This window comes from Bacillus swezeyi (assembly GCF_030908325.1).
GTDB lineage: Bacteria > Bacillota > Bacilli > Bacillales > Bacillaceae > Bacillus > Bacillus swezeyi.
Genome location: NZ_CP133085.1, coordinates 2,412,046 through 2,431,881, shown reverse-complemented (window position 1 = coordinate 2,431,881; position 19,836 = coordinate 2,412,046). Strand labels below are relative to the sequence as shown.

The following is a 19,836-nucleotide window of genomic DNA, read 5'->3' as shown; positions in this document are numbered from 1 at the left end:
CAAATCCGAAAATGTTGTAAACTATTCTTCGTCTTCAAAGAAACCAAACAATTTCTCTTCGTCGTATTCATATTTTCGACCAAGATTATTAGTGTCTCTTTCATGTTGTAATAGAATCTTATAGTTTTGTTTCCCATTTGAGGAAACACTTTCAGTAACATTTAAAACCATAATTTTATCATTTTCATAAGTTTTTGCGAAAGCCCGGATTTCTTCAATTGTTTTTTGTAATTCATTTTTATCTCCATTAAAAAAATCCAAATTAACTTCAGTTGTGTATTTTTCAATCATATGATATCTCCCTGATTGATCGTATTCTATTTTTTAAATGACAAAGGAAATTGAGTATTCTTGCAATAATAACACGATGATGTGTTGTCGGAGTATCTTTTGTGCTTATGTTTTTATAAATTGTTTTCTGTAAAAAGTTCGCCATGGACCATCTTTATCACGATGCGACCAAGCCTGGTCAGGTTGAGACATTGTTAATTTTCTTAATTTAGCAACATCCACGTTTTTTCCATACTGTGTTCTGTTGTTACTAGTTGACTTTCGACTAGGATCATACTTATGTCTTTTATAAGCGTGTTCACTAATAAAATCTTTTTTTATTGTTTCACCGTTCTTTTTATAAGGGACATTTTTGGTGATCTTTGGTTTTTTAGGCTTCGGTTTAGGAAATCTGAATCTCGCCACACTCACCATTTTTTCTTGGTTCTCTACAGCAGCTGCAATAGATGAAGTTTTTTCATTGTCTCTCTCCTTATTTTGTTGTTTACCTATGTATTATAACTTGTTTAAAAGAAAAAAAAGGATTATTATCATTATTTTTCTTTTAAATGAAATTATTTGAGAGAAACAAAAATTGAGTCTATAATAAAATAGAAGGCTTGTAATTTTTAAAGAAAAAAATACTTTGTTTTGATAAACCGAAAAGAAACTTTTTAAATCTCAATAGGTCCAAGACGGAGAGCCTGAGGACACCAAATCAACGTCATGAAGCGTTTGTTTGATGTCCTTTTTGTTTTAGGAGGAGATTTGTTATGTCAGCTACACAATTGGCTTTTCTGCCGCCTATAGACGAAAAGGAAGTCAGAAATGCGATCATAAAGGAGCTCAAAAGATATAAGGCTTTGAAGGTTCAGCTTGAAAACAGGAAGGAGCGGGAAGCAGCTGGGATGACTGGTCTTTTCCCAAGGCTGAGGGATCAGCACTGTATAAATGAATTGAAAGTTTGTCAAATAGATAGGGCGCTCAAACAAAGTCTTGATGATGATGAATTGAAGATCATAAAGGCCAAGTATCTTTCTTCAAAGAAAATCAAGGATATTGAAATTTATATGGAGATGGGGTTGAAAAAGGACAAATATTATCAGATCAAACGGCAGGCCATTGATAATCTGGCGACAGCTCTCGGGATTATCTGAGCTAAGACTCTTCAAAAGCCGCAATACCATTTACTTTAGTAGTCTAAAATCATCTTCTTTAAATCAATGATTTTCAATCCCTTATCAATTTGCTATTGCGGTGGCCCAATACCTTTTTCAAACGGTGGAATATAGTTAAAAATTTACATATTTAGCATGCTTAATGGAAGGGTGAAGAGGTTGGATGGAATCTCATCTGCAGAAGTGGGGATGAAAATAACTGAGTGGTATCATTACACTCAGAAATTCAATGAAGAAACACTTAATTTAGGCGGAATACTTACCAACATATGTACATGATCTTTACACGCTGTCGCTTCGATAATCTCCACACCTTTTCTTTCACATAATGTACGTAGTATTTCTCCAATGTCCTTTTTAATTTCCCCATAAATAACTTGTCTTCTGTACTTCGGCGTAAATACGATGTGATACTTACAATTCCAAGTTGTGTGCTAAACTATTAGTGTCTTTTGACATAAAAACTCCTCCGTATGCTGATATTTTGGTTGGCGAACCAAAAATATTTTAGCACCCAGGGGGAGTTTTTCTTAATACCACGCTGAAAGCTTTTTGGAACCCTAGGACTAACCTAGGGTTTTCTTTTTCATAATCAAAAACGGAACTAACTTACTCTTTCAAAGTTAGTTCCGTTAGAATGACTAGTCCAAATTTTGATCGATAGTCCCTTCAAAATAGTCATCACTGACCTGTTCATGAGTTTCTGCCAATCCTTTTTCCAATTGCGTGGTTCCTTTATAATCCGAGGCGTTGAAATGTTTCCCAGCCACATCAGTGGTGTCATTTATGTTTTCTTTGTTATGAGTTTGTGTGTCAGTGTTTACATTCTCTGTCTTAGCGCTGCTATCTAAAGATTGCTGAAAATCATCATCCTTGTCTAATGAAGAAAATCTTTTGTAATCATCCGGTCTGTCTGCTCCATTTTTTTGAGTCACGTTACTCACTCCATATTTGAAATTTTACTTTGTCAGATGGGATTAAGACAAAAACTTATTTATTTTGTTCTTTTAGGATCATTTGCTTTGAAAGCTGTTTCAGTCTCACGGTCATTTCTATTTGAATTCCTTTTTACTCAATGGTTTCACTCCTTTACGAAATGTGTTGAAATATCAACTCTTCTTATTCTGTCAGTTGAGATGGTATTCATTCGCTTTTTTTCGTTGACTCTTTCCCATTAGGCAAGAGAGTAGTTTCAAGCTAGCGTATTAGAACCCATATCAAGGTCATTTTGATACCTTTCATTTGCCGAGGATAAAAAGAAAAGTGTGCTTTTTAATTCAGCTAAGGGAAAAGTAAATGCTGTTACTAAAGGTGAAAAAGAAACGATAAAAAGGTTTACAAAAGAACAATTGGCAACTAAGCCTAAAAATTCCCCTGTTCCAGAAAAATGGGAGAAAAAAGGCGGAAAAGTAGAGATAGATAAAGATGGTACTTGGGTATATACAAATAAAAAAGGAAAAACGGTTAGATATACTGGAGGTTATCCGGACTTCACCCCATATATGCATCCTACTGTAAAACCTATAGAGATTGAGGTTGCAAAACCAACCAATCGTTCAGCAGACTTCAAACAGGCAAATTTAAAGGCTGGCTTAAATAAGGACTCTGATCCGCCGGTAGCTGCTTTAAACGAGCCACCAGAAGGATATACCTGGCATCATCACGAAGATGGAAAAACAATGATGTTGGTTGATAAAAAAGTGCATAGAGAATTTACTCACGTTGGTGGGGTTAATACTGTTAACGGTAAATAAAGAGGAGGAAAGGTAAGATGGCGCAAATTATTAATTCACACCATCCACTTTCATTGGAACAAATAGAACAATTTGAATCAGAAAATAGTGTTAAGCTGTCGGAGCTTTATAAAGAATTTTTATTAAAATGGAATGGCGGTAAAGCAAGACCAAATATATTTAAACTTTCAGATGAACAAGGTTCCAGTGTCTTAAATGTTTTTTATGGAATTGGTGATATGTATGATAATTTAGAGGATTTCTTGGACATAATGGAAGACCGTTTGCCTGAAGGGTTTATTCCTATTGCAGAAGATCCCGCAGGAAATGTTATCTGCTTAGGAACCAACGAACCTTATTATGAAAAAATCTACTTTTGGGATCATGAAGAAGAGTCAGAGAATCCTGATGACATGAGCAATATGTATTTCTTAGCTGATAACATCAATGAATTTTTGGACAACCTTTGTGAAGATGAGGAATAATAAAATGTAATTTTAGAACCTTGATTGGCAATGCCTATCAAGGTTTTTTTATGTTCAAATCCGAGAAAACTCCGACAAAAAGGGGGACTTTTTATATTCCATTTTGTCATACGATAGAGACAAGCTATTATGGGCCAAGGACAAAGGATGCGTTCAGACGCTTCCAACTAATGAACGGATTATCTGCTGACGGCATTTACGGACCGAAGACAAAAGCAAAAATTGAAGCGTTATTGAAGTAACACAAAACAGCTTGTCGAGAAAGGCGAAAAAAACGGCCTTAAACGGCAAGCTGTTTTGTGTTTGTACATTAAGCTAAAAACAACCTAAATAAACCAAATCCGATAAGGAATAAACAAGCAATTAAAGTAAAGGTGAATTCACCTTTTTTATTTGACTTCAAAAGAACTGTTGAACGAACGGCTAAGTTAATACCAAATAATACAAAACCTATATTAAAATACATTGGATTTAAACCAGCTGGAATGATTAATAATATAATCCCTATAAGAGTAACATAATGAATCACTTTAACAATTGCTGGCTCCTTTACTTTTGATGAGTACTCTCCCACAAGAAAACCTCCCATAATTATTTTAAATAATACTGTAATCAATATTACTAGAGGGGATATTTATTTTGAAGAAATGGCTTTATTCATCAGGTTTGGCAACAATCATTTTCATACCATGCCTTGCCTACACAAGTGACGGGAGCACAGAAAAAACAGCAGAAATTTCACAAGGAACTTCTGAAACAACACTACTCAATCAAGATTTTGGCACATTTACACATGAAGGCACCACCTATACTACACAATTGTTAGGAAAATAATAAAAGAGAAGTCAGTTTAAACAATGGACAAACAACAGCCACGGCGGTATATGACAAAATAAACAACAAACTCTTTCTAAAAAGGAGGATCAATCTTTTTATTAAAAACCAAAAGCCTTGCTGGATAATAATCTTTTTGAAAAAACGCTTAAGGTTAATGGCTACTTTCAACTGGTTAATGGAAACAGTTTGGAAAAACACGATTATTTTTCCCCTTTTCGATTTGTCTAAACAGTGTTGGCCTTTCAGTGAAAAAATTTTTAATGACCTCTTCCGTGGTAAGGAAGAGGTCAACTGTTTGAGTTTGTTTGGAAGTCTTAAATTCAAAGCTGATATGAAGAGGTTTATTCGATGTAATAAAATTGAAAAATGTTGGCGAATTGTTGTCCAACCCTGCCAACAATCATCATTTTCATTCAGAAATCATCAGATGTACAATTCAAAGGCCCATGAAATACAAGGGGTTATCAGACTCGAATATACTTATTCAGAAGGCATCATCTACACTGGCAGTGTAGATTTCTTTTTTGACCACATATTTAAGCATGACCACCAAAATGACCACAAATTTCCTAACATATGTTGAAAAAACATAGAAATAAAAAGAAAAAGCGTTTATAAAAAAACTTATGGGGTAAAAAAATCGAAAGGAAACGAACGTTCACGAAATGACGCTTTTAAAAGAGTGATTTAATTCCTTTCCAAATAGAGGTTGCATTTTAAATAAATCCGCCACCAATCCGCCACCAAAATGATCAGAGATACATGATAAGCCGATCAAACACGATAAACAAAAAAAGAGGTAAACCCTTACTTACCAAGGGTTTGCCTCTTCACATTTGAAACGTCCCAGGAGAGATTCGAACTCCCGACACACAGCTTAGGAGGCTGTTGCTCTATCCACCTGAGCTACTGGGACACAGAACAATATTATAGTATAAAACACTGAAAAAATAAAGGGGGACGGCATCTTTTTTTGTGCCTGAATGGAAAAACATGCATCCAGGTTCTGAATGCATGTTTGATTTCTAGCCTTTCAGGTCAATATTGTGGCCTGAAACAGGGTGAGGCGCTTGCATCATGTCGATCAACTGTCCCGCACTTTGCTCAGCGGTGTCTAAAGCCGTCTTTGTCAGCGACATGTGAACGTTTTGAGCAAGTGCGGATTGACTCAATGCTACAGATAGAGCAGCAATATCCAAAATAACCACCTCCTTATCATCTAATATCGGATGAATAAGGGATGTCTTTATTCCTGTTTTTAATCTGAATATTCAAATGATTCCATCGGTTTGCTAATATAATTGTACAACGGGCAGTGGCTCAATGAGCAAGAAAAAGTCCGCATTTGCGGACTTCCAGCGTGTCGACAAACCTTCGCATTCGTTGTCAGACCTGCGCGTCGGTGCTCAAGGAACGGCGGCTAATCGCTCAGGCATCCTGCCTGAACGCCGCCGTCATCACATCCTGTGAAAGTCGCTCCGATGCTCGCCCTTCCTAGACTGCAAAGGTTTTCAATCACGCTGAAAAGGATGACAAAATCCTAAAATTTTAAATCGTTTTAGGATTTTGTCAACAATCTAAAAGCCCGCATTTGCGGACTTCAAGTTAGTACAGTTTAGACATTCTTGCCAAGTTCAAAAGCGTCTTCGTTTGCTCCTTCACGTATGCGGCTGTCATTTTATCCTTATCAATAACGGTTTGGCCCGCTGCTTTCACAGTGTATTCTTCTAAAATGGCATCGAGATCTTGATCGGGTTTACTGTTATTTGAGATGTTTTCTGATTGAGTTGAAGCAGAGAAGACAGTCTGCAATTCCGGCCAATACCTTTTGATGCTGTTTGTATCCGCCATTTTTTCAGAATCCCTTTCACGTCGTTCTAACGTTTTTTATTAGATTCCTCTTCCAGCAGCCCGATGATTCTATCATTCTGTTTTACGAGTGTTCTAAGGAGTGCAATCATATTTCCGGTAAACCCAATCAAAACCAACAGCAGCACGGTCATGATCCACATTGCAGATGCACCTCTTGATTTGAAAATTTTTCTTATGGCTGCAATATATCACCCTGGATTCAATATGGCAACAGCAAACCGGCAGCTTTTTAAATTTGAAATGGAGGCTGATTTTTATGAATTGGTTTGAATTTGTATCCGCGATCATCCAGTCATTGGCATGGCCTGTCACATTGATTATGTTCGTTTTGCTGCTGAAGGAGCCTTTATCTGAACGAATGAAGGAATTAATTAAATTGAAATATAAAGACTTCGAGTTGGAATTTGATCAAAAGATTCAGGCGCTAGCTTCCGCGCGGAAAAAAACTCCCGCTGTCATGGCCGCGGGCACAGCGGGAGCCGTGATTGAAAACGCATGGTTTGAGGTCGAAGAGGCCTTGCGCCAAGCTGCAAAAAAGCTTGATGCAAGGGGTGAGCATCAAGAGGTTCAACTTTTGATTCAAATGCTTCATGAGCAAGGAGCTTTAACAAAAGAAACGGTGTTTATGTTATCGGAACTTTCGAATTTAAAAAGGCATGCCGTTTTAAACGAAGCGAGCTTCGAGGGTGCTTTGGCATACAAAAAGCTTTGCAGGGAGGAGGCGGAGAAAATTCGCTCGATGGCTGAAAAACAGACAGCGTTTTGAAAAATGCTTTTTCAGGATTCATTTCGCTGTTTTTGTCAGGGTGATGGTCTGTCGGCTTAAATATGGTATGATGGAGGAACAGAAAGAAGAATAACTAAAGAGAGGTTTTCATTTTTATGCTAGAGAAAGCCGAAGCATTATTAAAGCAATATTTTGGCTACCCATCACTGCGGCCGGGACAGCGAAAAGCCATTCAATCTGTTGTTTCAGAAAAGCTTGATACAGCGTGCATTATGCCGACTGGCGGGGGCAAATCGATCTGTTATCAGATTCCCGCGCTGCTTATGGAAGGAACGACCCTCGTTATCTCTCCTTTAATTTCACTGATGAAGGATCAAGTGGATGCTTTGAATCAGCTTGGAATCAGCGCTTCCTATGTGAACAGCTCCCTTGACTATAACCAAACTGCTGAACGTCTTTCCACTTTAAAGAAAGGCGGCTATAAGCTGTTTTACGTCACACCGGAGCGTTTAACCTCTCCTGAATTTATTCGCGTGATCTCCGATATTCATATTCCGCTCACAGCGATTGATGAAGCCCATTGTATTTCACAGTGGGGGCATGATTTCAGGCCGAGCTACAGACATATCGAAGGTTTTTTAGACGAACTCGGCACCCGTCCGGTCGTACTGGCCCTGACGGCTACCGCAACACCTGAAGTCCATGAAGATATTTGCGCCCAGCTCAGCATTAAAAAAGAAAATACCATTTTCACCGGCTTTGCAAGAGACAATTTGACATTTAAAATTCTCAAAGGCGAAAACAGAGACCGTTTTATCGCGTCATATATTGAAAAAAACCGTTCCGAGGCAGGGATTATCTATACGGCAACAAGGCGCGAGGCCGAAAGAATAGCGGACAACCTCTCTAAACAGGGGATAGCGGCCGGATGTTATCACGGCGGAATGCATGACGAAGAAAGAGGGCGGCAGCAGGATCTCTTTTTGAATGACGGCATGAGCGTGATGACCGCGACATCCGCTTTCGGAATGGGTATCAATAAATCCAATATCCGCTACGTTATACACTATCAAATCCCAAAGAACATGGAGAGCTACTATCAGGAAGCGGGACGGGCAGGGCGCGACGGCCTTGACAGTGAGTGCATCCTCTTGTTTTCCCCTCAGGACATACGGCTTCAGCGTTTTTTAATTGAGCAATCGACAGAGGATGAAGATATTCAGGCGCAGGATGTGAAAAAGCTGAGGCAAATGGTAGACTTTTGTCATACTGAAGGCTGTCTTGAGCGGTTTATTCTCTCTTATTTTGGCGAAGAACAGACAGAAGACTGTGGAAGATGCGGAAGCTGTCTTGATACGAGAACGTCGACAGATGTTACGAAGGAAGCGCAGATGGTATTATCGTGCATCATCCGAATGGGGGAACGGTTCGGAAAAACGATGATTGCACAGGTACTGGCCGGTTCCAAAAATAAAAAAGTGATCGAAAACCGCTTTCAGCAATTATCGACTTACGGTATCTTAAAGCACCAGTCGGTTCCCGAAATCAGCGATTTTATAGAATTTTTAATAGCGGATGAGTACATACAGATGTCAGACGGCACATATCCGATTTTGTTTGTGACAAATAAAGGCCGAAATGTTTTGCTTGGACGAACTGCGGTGGCCCGCAAAGAAAAAATGAACACCGCTCAAATCGTAAAAGATGATGAATTATTTGAACGGTTAAGATTGCTGCGCAAAAAGCTTGCCCATGAGCAGGGCGTACCTCCTTTCGTCGTCTTTTCAGACGAAACATTAAAGGAGATGAGCGGCAAAATGCCCCAGACAGAAGAGGAGCTCATGTCTGTCAAAGGAGTGGGAGAACAAAAGAGAGCAAAATACGGTGCAATGTTTCTACAGGAGCTTAAAGCCTATAAAACTGAAAAAGAAGCATAAAAAACCCGATTTTATGATATGTAAAAATTTTTTTAGTAAATCTCTTTTTTAAGAATATGATCATGAAAGAACTCTTGATATGACTGTGTTTAAAGCTTGTCATGAAGATTTTACCATGGGTGAAAAATCTTTCTTGTAAAATAACTGTAATCAAAAACAAATTGTTTTGTTATTGAATTGACATTTTCATATGTTACGATTGCTCCTGTTAGCCGGACAATAAAAAGCTAACAAGGGAGGATTTACTTATGAAGAAGACGTTTGTGTCGGTTGTTGCAGCTGCAGCATTGTCGACAACTGCATTCGGAGCGAGTGCCTCTGCAAAAGAAGTAACAGTCCAAAAAGGTGATACACTTTGGGCGATCTCGCAAAAACAAGGTGTTAACCTGCAGGATTTGAAAGAATGGAATCAGCTTTCTTCAAATGTCATTATTCCTGGACAAAAGCTGAACGTTTCTGAAAAACAGACAGAAAAGAAACAATATACCATCAAAAAAGGGGACACTCTCTGGAAAATCGCCCAAAAATACGGCGTTACAGTGAATGATCTCAAAAGTTGGAACAACATAAAATCAGATATTATTTACCCAAATACATCAATAGCTGTCGACGGACAGGCGACAATTCAGGCAGCAGCGAAGCCTGCGGAAACAACAGCTTCCGTTCAAAACGAAGCGAAAACCGAACAGCCTGCACCTGCTCCTAAGCAAGAAAAAGAGACGGTATCCCGTTCAAATACATCTCAAAGTGCGGCAAAAGAACTGACGGTTACCGCGACAGCATATACCGCTAATGATGGCGGAATGTCCGGCGTCACCGCGACAGGAATTGATTTAAAAGCCAATAAGAACGCCAAAGTGATCGCGGTTGATCCAAGTGTGATTCCGCTCGGTTCTAAAGTGCATGTAGAAGGCTACGGAGAAGCGACTGCTGCAGATACGGGCGGCGCTATTAAAGGGAACAAAATCGATGTATTTGTTCCTAGTAAATCCGCTGCAAAAAATTGGGGCGTTAAAACCGTCAAAGTAAAAGTTTTAAAATAATAGATTGATGATTTGCAAGGACACTGAGCATAGGACATGGCCAGTGTCTTTTTTTATTATGCAGCACACTTGTTATGTTTTTTCAGATTGGCAAATGGGTAGTTGAATAGATAAACCCATCAAAAGCTGATCAAAGGAGATGTAGAAGTTTTGCTGTGGATTGTCATCACTTTCTTACTGATCAATGCAGGAATCTTTATTTTTTCTTGTCTGAGGACGAAAGATATTAATTTGAAAACCTCAGACGGATATTTTCTCGGCGGCCGCAGTTTGACCGCTCTTTATATCGGAAGCTCTTTGCTATTGACCAATTTATCGACAGAACAAATGGTTGGATTAAACGGGCAAAGCTATTCTGGAACGATGAGTGCGATGGCCTGGGAGGTCACAGCTCCGATTGCGCTCATCATGCTGGCGTTCGTGTTTTTGCCGCGATATCTCAGCTCCGGGGTTTCGACAATACCCGACTTTCTTGAAAAACGATATGATCAAAGGACGCGGCAAATTGTCTCAATCCTCTTATTATTAGGCTATGCGACATCTTTTCTGCCGACTGTCTTATACTCTGGAGCCCTCGTTTTGGATCAAGTATTCGGCATATCTTCCGTGCTTGGAACTAATACGTTTACAACAGTATTTTTGATTTCGCTGTTCATCGGTTCTGCCAGCTGCTGTTACATATTTTTCGGCGGACTTAAAGCTGCGGCATCCGCTGATGCCATATATGGCATCGGTTTAATTCTCGGCGGGCTGTTCATATTTGTGCTTGGGCTCATGGCAATAGGGGACGGCAGTCTGCTGAACGGCTATACGGAGCTGACCAGTGTCCATAAAGAAAAGCTGAATGCCATAACAGCGGACAACTCTGCAGAAGTTCCCTGGCCGGCGATTTTGACCGGTCTCTTGGTTAACAATTTGTTTTATTGGGCAGTCAATCAGTCGATCGTTCAGCGGGCGCTCGGAGCCAAGAATTTGGCGGAAGGGCAAAAAGGGGCTTTGCTGGCCGGGGTTTTTAAGACGATTGGCGTGTTTTATCTCGTCCTTCCGGGTGTTATCGCTTTCCACCTATATGGGGGAAATATAGCCAATCCCGATACCGTCTATCCCAAGCTGATTGTAGATTTGCTGCCGACCGCACTTGTCGGAGTTTTTGCCGCTATTTTATTCGGCGCAATTCTCAGCTCGTTTAACGGGGCGCTCAACAGTACGATTACATTGTTCACATTGGACTTATACAAGCCGATTTATAAGCCGGATGCGAAAGATGAAGAGCTTGTCACAACAGGCAGGGTATTTGTCGTTGTGCTCGCGGCCGTATCTATTATCATCGCGCCTTTTATTTTGTTTGCGCCGTCAGGGCTTTATAATTATCTGCAGGAGATGTTCGGGTTTTTCAATGTGCCAGTTTTAGCGGCCGTCGTCGTCGGATTCTGCTCAAAAAAAGTGCCGGCAGTAGCCGTGAAATGGGCCATTCCCGCACATATTGCTCTATATACCGTTTCAAAAGTTTTCTTTGGCCATATCCATTTCTTATATATTTTAGCCGTTTTATTTCCGTTTTCGGTGCTGCTTATGCTATTCATCGGCAAGATTCGGCCGCGGGCCCGGGAGTTTAAGCTTGAAAGAAAAGCCCGTGTTGATCTGCAGCCGTGGAAGCATGCAAAACTGGCCTCAATTTTGGTCATTTGCCTAATGGCCGGTATTTATCTTTTATTTTCTCCATGGGGGCTTGCTCAATAAAGAAGAAAGGCAGAGGACTAAAGCCTCTGCCTTTAATGTTTCGTGATATGAAGGCAGACTTTGCCTTTTCGTGCAACGATCCGACAACGTCCTCCGATTGGAAATGTAAAAAACGGAATTGTGTGGCCAAAATCGATATTTGCGATGACTGGTATTGAAGAAAGTTCTTTTTTGGTTTGAATGATTTTTTTGAGCAGGCCGATCGACACGCCGGATGCTTGCTGAAAGCGGCCAATGACAACTGCTTTAACAAAAGAAAAATCGTGAAGCTGAAGCAATGACTGCAAATCCCGGTCAAAAAAAGCCGCCGAAGATTCCCAGTCATCTTCCACAAACAAAACAGTGTCTTTTAAATCAGGGAAATATTCCGTTCCTTGAAGAAGGTTGAGTGTACATAAATTTCCTCCGAGGATCTTGCCGTCTGCTGCACCTACATTGATCACAATCGGGCCGTCATTGAGCTGCGGCTGTTCTTCTGTCCAGATTTCATCGCACCGCCATTCAGATGGTTCAATTTCGAACGGACTGTCTGAACAGATACACTTTAAAAAATAATCTTTCGTATAGTTCAAGCCCTGTTTCATTGAAAAACTGGAAAAATGAGGGCCTGAATAGGTGACAAGGCCTGTCTATTGCCGAGGCGAGGGCGGTCATATCCGAAAAACCGCAGAAGATCTTAGGGTTGGACTTGATCAGCCTGTAATCCAAATGGGTCAGAAGCTGATTGCTGTTATAACCGCCAAGGACACTCAAAATCGCTTTGACTTCCGGGTCTGAAAATGCTTCATGAAGATCGTTGACTCTGGATTCAATGCTGGAAGAGGCAAACGCATCAATCTCTTCTGCATGGGCTGAAAATGAGACATGAAACCCAAGACGTTCGAGAACCATTTTTGCTTGTTCTATTTGCTCTGTCTTTAAAAGGGACATGCTTCTTGAAGGGGGGCTTGTCTGTTTCCTTCCATTTCATCATAAATCGGCCATCATTTAAACATCATACCATTGAATTTCTCCTGATTTGGCATCAGGATCAATCGTGACATCAAAATGATGCTTTTCATAAAAATGAATTAAGCGGTTTACATGATCCCAATCCCGTTCGGCGATGTCTCCGGTAATGACCGGGATGTTATGTTCACGGGCTTTTTCTTTTAAATACTTCATACAGATGGAACCGTAGCCATAGCCTGCCGGTCCTTTAATATCCCCAATATGAATCGCCCGTTCTTCTGCGCTGTAGGAGGCCACGAGCGAAAAATCGCATCTGCCGCGATATGGCGACTGGCAGTCGCTGAGCATGATCTTGCATGTCCGGCCATCATCAATCGAATGGACGATCATCCATTCATCATCTTTCGATTGATCAATGCCGAGCACCCGCGAATCTTTTGAAATATCCTTCATATTTTCTCGCATCCGAAACAGCTGAAATTGCAGGTCATTCAATTCCTTCTGCAAGTCGGAGCTGTCTTTCTGCAATTCTTCTTCTGTTAACATAAAACATGCTCCTTTCCATAAAAAACATACAGTTTTCGATTATAGTAGAAACAATATGAATTTGCAAATCGATCTCTAAAAATAAATTTTAATGTAATTTTAAGCAAAATTTTCACATTCTATTATTTTTTTTATGATAGAATGCTTATGACTTCTGGTGAAAATCACTAGGATACATGACTTTATATCCTCTTAAACCCAGAAAAAAATATGACAAAAGGAGCGTTTCATTTTGAAGAAAAAAAATTGGTTTCTATTTTTGCTGCTGTCAGCTTTTGTTCTAGCATTGGCTGCGTGTCAGCAGGCTGATCCAAAAGGATCATACGCAGCTGCTTATAAAAAGCTTCTTGCTGCGGATTCATACGAATTTTCGAGTGATATCGGATTGAAAGTAGATGCTTCCAATCTGGGAGCTGAGGATAAGCAAATCGCTGACATGCTAAACAATGCCAACATCACAATCAGCGGAAAAACAGATGCGAAAACAAAACAGTCAGAAGCTGTGATTAAAGCTCAGCTCAAAGTTCAAAATATGTCGTTTGATTTTGACATTCCAGTTTATATGGACGAAAAGAAACAAGTCGGCTATATCAAAATTGACAGTGTGCTAGACAGCTTCGGTATTTTCCTTGGAACAGCCGGCATGAATTTTGACAGTGTGAAAGGAAAATATCTTGAATTCCCGCTTGATGAAGACAAATCTTCTTCAAAAGATACGGAAGAAATTCAAAAACAAGTGATGGAGTCCATTCAAAAAGCTGCGGACAACCTGCCGGCAGATAAATTTGAAAAGGCAGACTTGACAGATAAAGAGAAAGAGCAGGGCGCTAAACAGAAAGTCGCATTCAGCTTTAGCGACAAAGAAATCAAAGCAGCGGTTGTCAAGTTCATCGAGATCGCCGGGGATGCTACAGGAGAAGCGGTTCCGAAACAAGAGCTCGACAAGATTAAAGATGGATTGAAAGATATCACGTTCAAGAAATTTGATGTGACATCAACAATTGATGACAAAGAAAACCTTTTGACTGAAAATGCGGATATCTCAATAGGAGTTGACAGTGAAAAAGCCCCTCAATCATTCGGCATCACGACATCAACGACTTACAAAAATATTGATGGTGACGTGACATTCGATCACAAACCGAAAAAAGAAGATATTGTGACAGAAGATGAATTACAGAGCCTGATGGCAGCTGACGCAATGAATTTCTAGGATTTTGACCCTTGATCCTCTCCAGGTTTTTACTTGGAGGGGATTTTTGTCTATTCTATGTCTAAATTCTGACGAACAGAGCGAAAACGTTGACATTCCTCTTAAATTTGCATACGATTTGGATAGCTTGCACAATAGGAGAGATTATTCACTATGAGTCATACAGAAAAAAATAAAAACTATACAGGCATCGTTGTTGCTTTGACGCTCATCATCAACGGCGTCATCGCGCTGCTGTTTTTCATGCCGAAAAGCGACAAGTTCGCCCACTTGGATTTGACTTTTTTGCCTCTGCTCAACGCAGTCTGCAATAGTTTTACATTCATTTTTTTAGTGGCAGCGCTGATCATGATCAAGCAAAAAAATATTAAAGCGCACAAACGATTTATTTTTGCCGCTTTTACCACGACTACAATCTTTCTTGTTTCATACCTGACGTATCATTCGCTGATGCCTGACACTCATTTTGGAGGGGAAGGGATCATAAGGCCGATCTACTTTTTTATCCTGATCACACACATTGTGCTGTCGGCTTTGATCGTTCCGCTCGCATTATTTACTTTGTTCCGGGGCTTGAGCATGCAGGTTGAACGCCACCGCAAGATTGCCCGCTGGACGATGCCGCTATGGCTGTATGTCAGCCTGACAGGTGTTCTCGTTTATATGATGATTTCGCCTTACTATTAAAAAATGAAAAAGCCGCGCGAAAAACGTCGCCGGCTTTTTTTTTGCCTTCTCATCTGCAAAACATTTTCTTCCTTAAAAAATATTGCGCTTAAAAATAGATAATCGTCTACACAAGATATAGAGATAGTAAATATACATAATTAGAGCATTTTAAAAGAAATGAAAAAGGGAGATGCATATGAAAATACTTCTTGCCACTTATTGGAATATACCCCATGTAGGTGGTGTATGGACATATATGGTCCAACTGAAAGAAAAACTTGAGTCATTAGGACATGAAGTAGATTTACTCGGATTTGGGGACGACAACAGCATTGTTCATATTGTGAATGAAAATCGCAGCATAGAAACAGATCAGCTCCTTCCTTTGGTAAATACAATCATGAAGGATATTCCAGAAATTCAAGTAAATCAATTGGTCAATTATACCGAGATTCAGCGTTGTGTTTATGAGCTGGCAGCCGCTTATTTAGGCTTAGAAAAATATGATCTGATTCATGCGCAAGATGTCATCTCTAGCACAAGCCTCAAAAGGGTGCTTCCCAAAAATACGGCACTTGTCACAACACTTCACGGTAATGTCGCTTACGAAATCAGGGACCAGCTTAAAACGATCCACAAATCCTCCACACCTCATATGGCAAGAGCATATTTTGACCATCTTGAACAAAAGGGTGCCACATCAGCGGATACGACAATTGTCGCCAACAATTGGCTAAAGAACATTTTAACGGGAGAGTTTTCGGTTCCTAAGCGGCAAGTCCGCGTCATGCAGTACGGATATGATATTGAAGGTTTTATAAAACGGATGAACACAAAAACAGCGGAAGTGCCTCAGACAGACAAAAAAGTCATTCTATTTACCGGAAGGCTTATTGAAAACAAGGGTGTTCATCATTTACTGTCAGCGCTGGGCCAGTTAAAAAACACTCGGAATGACTGGGTATGCTGGATTGTAGGGGAAGGGGAGAAGCTCGCAGGGCTTAGAATTCTAAGTGACCAGCTTGGTCTTTCAGATGACGTCGTCTTTCTGAAAAATCGTGATGATGTACCTTATCTACTGTCCCTTGCCGATATGTATGTTCTTCCGAGTCTATTGGATAATCAGCCTTTATCTGTAATTGAAGCACAAATTGCCGGGGTTCCTGTTATTGTTAGTGATGCCGGAGGCCTGCCTGAAATGGTGAATCATGAAGTGACTGGTCTTATCGCGCCTAAAGGGGATGAGAATGCTTTAGCACATTTGCTAGGCCGCTTACTGGAAGATGATGATTATAGAACAACATTAGGAGCAAACGCCAGTGAGTTTGCCAAGAAACATTGGGATATGGATCAAGCTGTCAGAAATGTCCTCGATGTTTATCAAAATACGAATAAGTATTAAGGAGTGAGGTCAAATGAAAAATCAAATTATCAATCATTTGCTCGAGACTTTAAATAAAGAAATGGATGCAGATTGGTGGGCGAAGTATTTGGAAATGCTTTTCGAATTGGCTGAAGAAAGGGTAAAGCAACCACAGGACAGCTCTTTGGTTTCCACGGAAGAACCGGATTTAGGAGATGTTGACGACAGCATTAAGCCTTTATTGACAGATTTATCTTCCATCTTTAATGATATGAACAGTGTTCTTTTGGAGAGTAATGAGAGGATTTTAAAGGATATTCAAACAGCAGCAGCCTCAGGTAATATGGATCGTGAAGATTTAGAAGAAATCATAGCATCATTGCCTACAGATGCCGTTTTAACCAAATCTGAAGAAACGAAAATTAATCAAAGTTTAAATCAAGATGTTTTAAAGACGCTTAAAGAATCATTACCTGAAGATCATACTCTTGCCAATACTGAAACAGTAAAAATTCTGCAAGCAGCAGAGGGCAATAGAGAGGAACACCAAAACATTTAAAACATTAAGTTATGATAAGCCTTCGAAAATCGAAGGCTTTTATTTTATCCTATTATTCTCATTTTCCGCTATTTCTCTTTCAAATCATGAAGGAATAGGTGGCTGTCTTTTACCTTTCCCGCGCATGCGGCATACAATACTAAAAAGTAGAGCTTTGCTTCAAATTTCCCTATTAACGGAATCAAAGCTAGTTTTAATAGGAGGGATAACGGGGTGTTAGGAACATGAATTTAAAAGTCATAGAAGGCCATTATGATGCCGTTTTCAGCTTAGGACATCTTTGTTTGGCGGCCATACAACTGAGAAAAAATAATTTAAGGCCGTTTGCAGGTCCTCTCGACTGGGTGAGTATTCATTCCCTCACAGATCTTAACCGGCTTCTTCAAAATAGGTTTGCAGGTTTTATGGATCCGAAAAACCTCAGAATAATCGGCTATAATACTGGAGAAAAAAAAGAGGGTTCTACTATTTATGTAGTGGACGACTTTTATAACATTGGCTCCGTCCATGATTTTGATGCAGAAGAAAATACACTTGACCATTTGGCAACTTATCCTGCTGTAATGGAGAAATTCAACAGAAGAATTAATCGTTTTTTAGAAAAAATGTCAACAGGCAGCCGACTGTTATTTGTCAGAACAGAAGGCAGTTTAGAAGAAGCGCAGGAACTTGAACGCATTTTATCAGATTTGGTTCAGCATGACTTCCATGTCCTTCTGGTGCGGCATTCTAACGTCACGGGCATTGTCGAAAAGAATTGGCCTTTGCAGAAAGTTTGCGCTGTTGAATTACCTGATAAAGAAATATGGGAATCAAATAATGATTTGTGGACATCGATGCTTGAAGGAGTCAAAATCGGATAGCAATATATTTCCATCCGATGTTTACTGAAGGAGGAAAAGGGATGTTTGAGAATAAAACAATTTTTATTACTGGGGGAACAGGATCTTGGGGCCATGAACTCATCCTTCAGCTGCTATCCTTAAACCCTAAAAAAATCACGGTGTTTTCCAGGAATGAAGAAAGACAGGTTCAAATGAGAAGGGAGATTGAAGATCCGAGGCTCACATTTTTCATCGGTGATATCCGCGATCGAAAAGCCCTTAATTCAGGGCTTAAAGGAGTCGATTACGTATTTCATTTAGCCGCGCTGAAACATGTACCGGTTTGTGAGGAACAGCCGCTTGAAGCCTTGAAAACCAATGTAGCAGGGACAGAAAACGTTATCGAAGCAGCCATCGAAAATAATGTGCAAAAAGTGATCAACGTATCGACTGACAAAGCGGCAGACCCTGTTAATTTTTACGGAATGACAAAGGCGATCGGTGAAAAGCTGATCGTTTATGCGAACCAGCTGTATGGAGAAACGGCCTTTATTTGTGTAAGAGGAGGAAATGTGCTTGGAAGCAGCGGAAGCGTTCTCCAGCTTTTTAAAGATCAAATCAGCCAAAAGAACCAAGTGACCATCACGGATAAGAGAATGACCCGCTTCTTTTTAACAAAGGAAAAAACGATTCAGTTGCTATTAAAAGCTGCGGTTCATGGAAAAGGCGGAGAAATTTTCATCATGAATTCACCGGCTTGCAAAATATTAGACATGGCCGAGGTTCTGATTGACATATACGGAAACAGCGGCACTTCTATCATGGAAAGCGGAGTAAGACCGGGTGAAAAACTTCATGAACTGCTGATTTCGTCTCATGAGCGCCAGCATGCTGTTTCATTTACGGAGGATCTTTCAGTTGTGCTTCCTACGGTCAATATTCCGGAACTATACGCACATTACGCCGGGTGTGAGCCTTTAAAAACTGAAAAGTTAAGCTCAAAAGACCTATTAATTTCAAAAGATGAAGTGAAAGAGATGATGAAAGCGGGCGGTTTTTTAGATTAATGTCAAGGGATGGATATTTGCGGACAGATCAAAAGCATGGCATGCGATCAGCAGGCGATGCTTATGTTCGCTGCGGTTTAACCTGACGAACCGGGCGGAGGCCCAGCACGTCAGCCGGTTAATGCTCCAGCGTTAAACCTTCAATATGTTCTTCTACCTTCTTTGTCCGTTCCATTACTTTTTCCGTATACGAGAAATCACCGTAGCAATAAGGGTAGCGGAAATTGTTCTTATCTCCTCCGCAGTTATATAGATCGGGATTCTTTTTCACTTGTTCTTCGGAAAATTCCTTTGCCAGTTTTTCCGTGTGTTTCCCGCCGTGCTGAGAGACATAATCGATATAGCCTGATCCCATATTATAGCTTTGAATGATCGTTTCTAAATCGACTCCTTTTTTCTGTCCCTTTTGATACATATCTGCAAAATGGCGCACACCTTGTTTAATACTGGCTTTCGGATCATCGATTTCATTTCGCTTCATACCGAGAGATTCCGAGGACTGTAAAGGATCATTGCCTCTGCCTTTTGATTCTTGATACATCATTCCCAATAAGAGAGAAGTGTATTGCGGCAGCCCCTTCTCTTCGAGTTCTTCTTCTACAAAAGGCTTGTAGTCTGTTAATCTCTCGATAATATTCGTTTCAGTATCGAGAGGAAGCCATTTCAATTGTTCCTGGCCGGAGAGGGCAAAGAATATGATCAAGGGAACAAACAAAAAAACAGACAAGCAGCCTGCTCCGGCTAAACATCCCGATTTCTTTCTCTTCAATGGTTTCACCTCTGTAACGCCCTAGTGCAAAACAGTATACAACCCATTTATTA

22 protein-coding genes, 1 tRNA gene and 3 pseudogenes are annotated in these 19,836 nt (G+C 40.2%); 16 read left to right on the top strand and 10 right to left on the bottom strand.

The window, feature by feature from the left end:
• Positions 1-21 precede the first annotated feature (21 nt).
• Entirely contained in the window at positions 22-291 is a 270-nt protein-coding gene (locus RBH91_RS11790; RefSeq protein ID WP_307891717.1) for a hypothetical protein, read from the bottom strand.
• Positions 292-1,043: 752 nt separating this feature from the next.
• On the opposite strand from RBH91_RS11790, the gene RBH91_RS11785 reads away from it, so the two are divergent.
• The gene (locus tag RBH91_RS11785; RefSeq protein WP_076797488.1) at positions 1,044-1,427 is read left to right on the top strand and encodes an ArpU family phage packaging/lysis transcriptional regulator; all 384 of its coding nucleotides are present in this window, start codon (positions 1,044-1,046) and stop codon (positions 1,425-1,427) included.
• A gap of 251 nt (positions 1,428-1,678) precedes the next feature.
• Here RBH91_RS11785 and tnpA read toward each other — a convergent pair.
• Positions 1,679-1,907, bottom strand: a pseudogene (gene tnpA / locus RBH91_RS11780) (IS200/IS605 family transposase); the annotation flags it as partial.
• A gap of 182 nt (positions 1,908-2,089) precedes the next feature.
• Positions 2,090-2,383, bottom strand: a complete 294-nt coding sequence (locus RBH91_RS11775) for a YozQ family protein (RefSeq protein ID WP_307891716.1) — start codon at positions 2,381-2,383, stop codon at positions 2,090-2,092.
• Between the two features lie 330 nt (positions 2,384-2,713).
• On the opposite strand from RBH91_RS11775, the gene RBH91_RS11770 reads away from it, so the two are divergent.
• The 3 genes and pseudogenes from RBH91_RS11770 to RBH91_RS11760 form a co-directional block, all read left to right on the top strand.
• Positions 2,714-3,202, top strand: coding sequence for an HNH endonuclease (locus tag RBH91_RS11770; protein ID WP_307891715.1), 489 nt, complete (start codon positions 2,714-2,716; stop codon positions 3,200-3,202).
• Between the two features lie 17 nt (positions 3,203-3,219).
• The gene (locus tag RBH91_RS11765) at positions 3,220-3,666 is read left to right on the top strand and encodes an SMI1/KNR4 family protein (protein ID WP_307891714.1); all 447 of its coding nucleotides are present in this window, start codon (positions 3,220-3,222) and stop codon (positions 3,664-3,666) included.
• 128 nt (positions 3,667-3,794) lie between these two features.
• A pseudogene (locus RBH91_RS11760) lies at positions 3,795-3,908 on the top strand (peptidoglycan-binding domain-containing protein); the annotation flags it as partial.
• A 68-nt stretch (positions 3,909-3,976) separates the two neighbouring features.
• Here the strand turns inward: RBH91_RS11760 and RBH91_RS11755 are convergent.
• A complete protein-coding gene (locus RBH91_RS11755) occupies positions 3,977-4,240 on the bottom strand; it encodes a hypothetical protein (RefSeq protein ID WP_307891713.1) in 264 nt (87 codons plus the stop codon).
• A 65-nt stretch (positions 4,241-4,305) separates the two neighbouring features.
• On the opposite strand from RBH91_RS11755, the gene RBH91_RS11750 reads away from it, so the two are divergent.
• Positions 4,306-4,500: a hypothetical protein gene (locus RBH91_RS11750; protein ID WP_307891712.1), complete on the top strand. Its 195-nt coding sequence runs from the start codon at positions 4,306-4,308 to the stop codon at positions 4,498-4,500.
• An 845-nt stretch (positions 4,501-5,345) separates the two neighbouring features.
• Here RBH91_RS11750 and RBH91_RS11745 read toward each other — a convergent pair.
• Together RBH91_RS11745 and RBH91_RS11740 are read right to left on the bottom strand one after the other, a co-directional pair.
• Positions 5,346-5,419, bottom strand: a tRNA-Arg gene (locus RBH91_RS11745).
• 109 nt (positions 5,420-5,528) lie between these two features.
• A complete protein-coding gene (locus tag RBH91_RS11740; RefSeq protein WP_404802440.1) occupies positions 5,529-5,711 on the bottom strand; it encodes a YjfB family protein in 183 nt (60 codons plus the stop codon).
• 115 nt (positions 5,712-5,826) lie between these two features.
• On the opposite strand from RBH91_RS11740, the gene RBH91_RS11735 reads away from it, so the two are divergent.
• Positions 5,827-5,973 (top strand): hypothetical protein, encoded by a 147-nt coding sequence (locus RBH91_RS11735; RefSeq protein ID WP_307891711.1) that lies wholly within the window; start codon positions 5,827-5,829, stop codon positions 5,971-5,973.
• 135 nt (positions 5,974-6,108) lie between these two features.
• Here the strand turns inward: RBH91_RS11735 and RBH91_RS11730 are convergent, their stop codons facing one another.
• A complete protein-coding gene (locus RBH91_RS11730) occupies positions 6,109-6,354 on the bottom strand; it encodes a hypothetical protein (protein ID WP_307891710.1) in 246 nt (81 codons plus the stop codon).
• 277 nt (positions 6,355-6,631) lie between these two features.
• Between RBH91_RS11730 and RBH91_RS11725 the strand changes: the two genes are divergently transcribed.
• The 4 genes from RBH91_RS11725 (at position 6,632) to RBH91_RS11710 (ending at position 11,822) form a co-directional block, all read left to right on the top strand.
• Positions 6,632-7,141, top strand: a complete 510-nt coding sequence (locus tag RBH91_RS11725) for a hypothetical protein (RefSeq protein WP_307891709.1) — start codon at positions 6,632-6,634, stop codon at positions 7,139-7,141.
• A 116-nt stretch (positions 7,142-7,257) separates the two neighbouring features.
• Positions 7,258-9,039, top strand: a complete 1,782-nt coding sequence (recQ, locus tag RBH91_RS11720; protein WP_307891708.1) for a DNA helicase RecQ — start codon at positions 7,258-7,260, stop codon at positions 9,037-9,039.
• 248 nt (positions 9,040-9,287) lie between these two features.
• The gene (locus RBH91_RS11715; protein ID WP_307891707.1) at positions 9,288-10,082 is read left to right on the top strand and encodes a LysM peptidoglycan-binding and 3D domain-containing protein; all 795 of its coding nucleotides are present in this window, start codon (positions 9,288-9,290) and stop codon (positions 10,080-10,082) included.
• Positions 10,083-10,232: 150 nt separating this feature from the next.
• Entirely contained in the window at positions 10,233-11,822 is a 1,590-nt protein-coding gene (locus tag RBH91_RS11710) for a solute:sodium symporter family transporter (RefSeq protein WP_307891706.1), read from the top strand.
• 32 nt (positions 11,823-11,854) lie between these two features.
• On the opposite strand, the pseudogene RBH91_RS11705 reads toward RBH91_RS11710, so the two are convergent.
• Positions 11,855-12,752, bottom strand: a pseudogene (locus RBH91_RS11705) (S66 family peptidase).
• A gap of 57 nt (positions 12,753-12,809) precedes the next feature.
• Positions 12,810-13,319: a GNAT family protein gene (locus RBH91_RS11700; RefSeq protein WP_076758489.1), complete on the bottom strand. Its 510-nt coding sequence runs from the start codon at positions 13,317-13,319 to the stop codon at positions 12,810-12,812.
• A 232-nt stretch (positions 13,320-13,551) separates the two neighbouring features.
• On the opposite strand from RBH91_RS11700, the gene RBH91_RS11695 reads away from it, so the two are divergent.
• From RBH91_RS11695 to RBH91_RS11670, 6 genes are all read left to right on the top strand, one after another.
• Positions 13,552-14,532, top strand: coding sequence for a hypothetical protein (locus tag RBH91_RS11695; RefSeq protein WP_076758487.1), 981 nt, complete (start codon positions 13,552-13,554; stop codon positions 14,530-14,532).
• Between the two features lie 153 nt (positions 14,533-14,685).
• Entirely contained in the window at positions 14,686-15,219 is a 534-nt protein-coding gene (locus RBH91_RS11690) for a DUF420 domain-containing protein (RefSeq protein ID WP_076758485.1), read from the top strand.
• A gap of 178 nt (positions 15,220-15,397) precedes the next feature.
• Positions 15,398-16,603: a glycosyltransferase family 4 protein gene (locus tag RBH91_RS11685; protein ID WP_307891705.1), complete on the top strand. Its 1,206-nt coding sequence runs from the start codon at positions 15,398-15,400 to the stop codon at positions 16,601-16,603.
• Between the two features lie 13 nt (positions 16,604-16,616).
• Positions 16,617-17,123, top strand: a complete 507-nt coding sequence (locus RBH91_RS11680) for a hypothetical protein (protein ID WP_307891704.1) — start codon at positions 16,617-16,619, stop codon at positions 17,121-17,123.
• 224 nt (positions 17,124-17,347) lie between these two features.
• Positions 17,348-17,986, top strand: a complete 639-nt coding sequence (locus RBH91_RS11675; protein WP_307891703.1) for a DUF1796 family putative cysteine peptidase — start codon at positions 17,348-17,350, stop codon at positions 17,984-17,986.
• A gap of 41 nt (positions 17,987-18,027) precedes the next feature.
• The gene (locus RBH91_RS11670; protein ID WP_307891702.1) at positions 18,028-19,014 is read left to right on the top strand and encodes a polysaccharide biosynthesis protein; all 987 of its coding nucleotides are present in this window, start codon (positions 18,028-18,030) and stop codon (positions 19,012-19,014) included.
• A gap of 118 nt (positions 19,015-19,132) precedes the next feature.
• On the opposite strand, the gene RBH91_RS11665 is transcribed toward RBH91_RS11670, so the two are convergent.
• Entirely contained in the window at positions 19,133-19,783 is a 651-nt protein-coding gene (locus tag RBH91_RS11665) for a lysozyme family protein (protein WP_076758473.1), read from the bottom strand.
• Between the last annotated feature and the right edge of the window lie 53 nt (positions 19,784-19,836).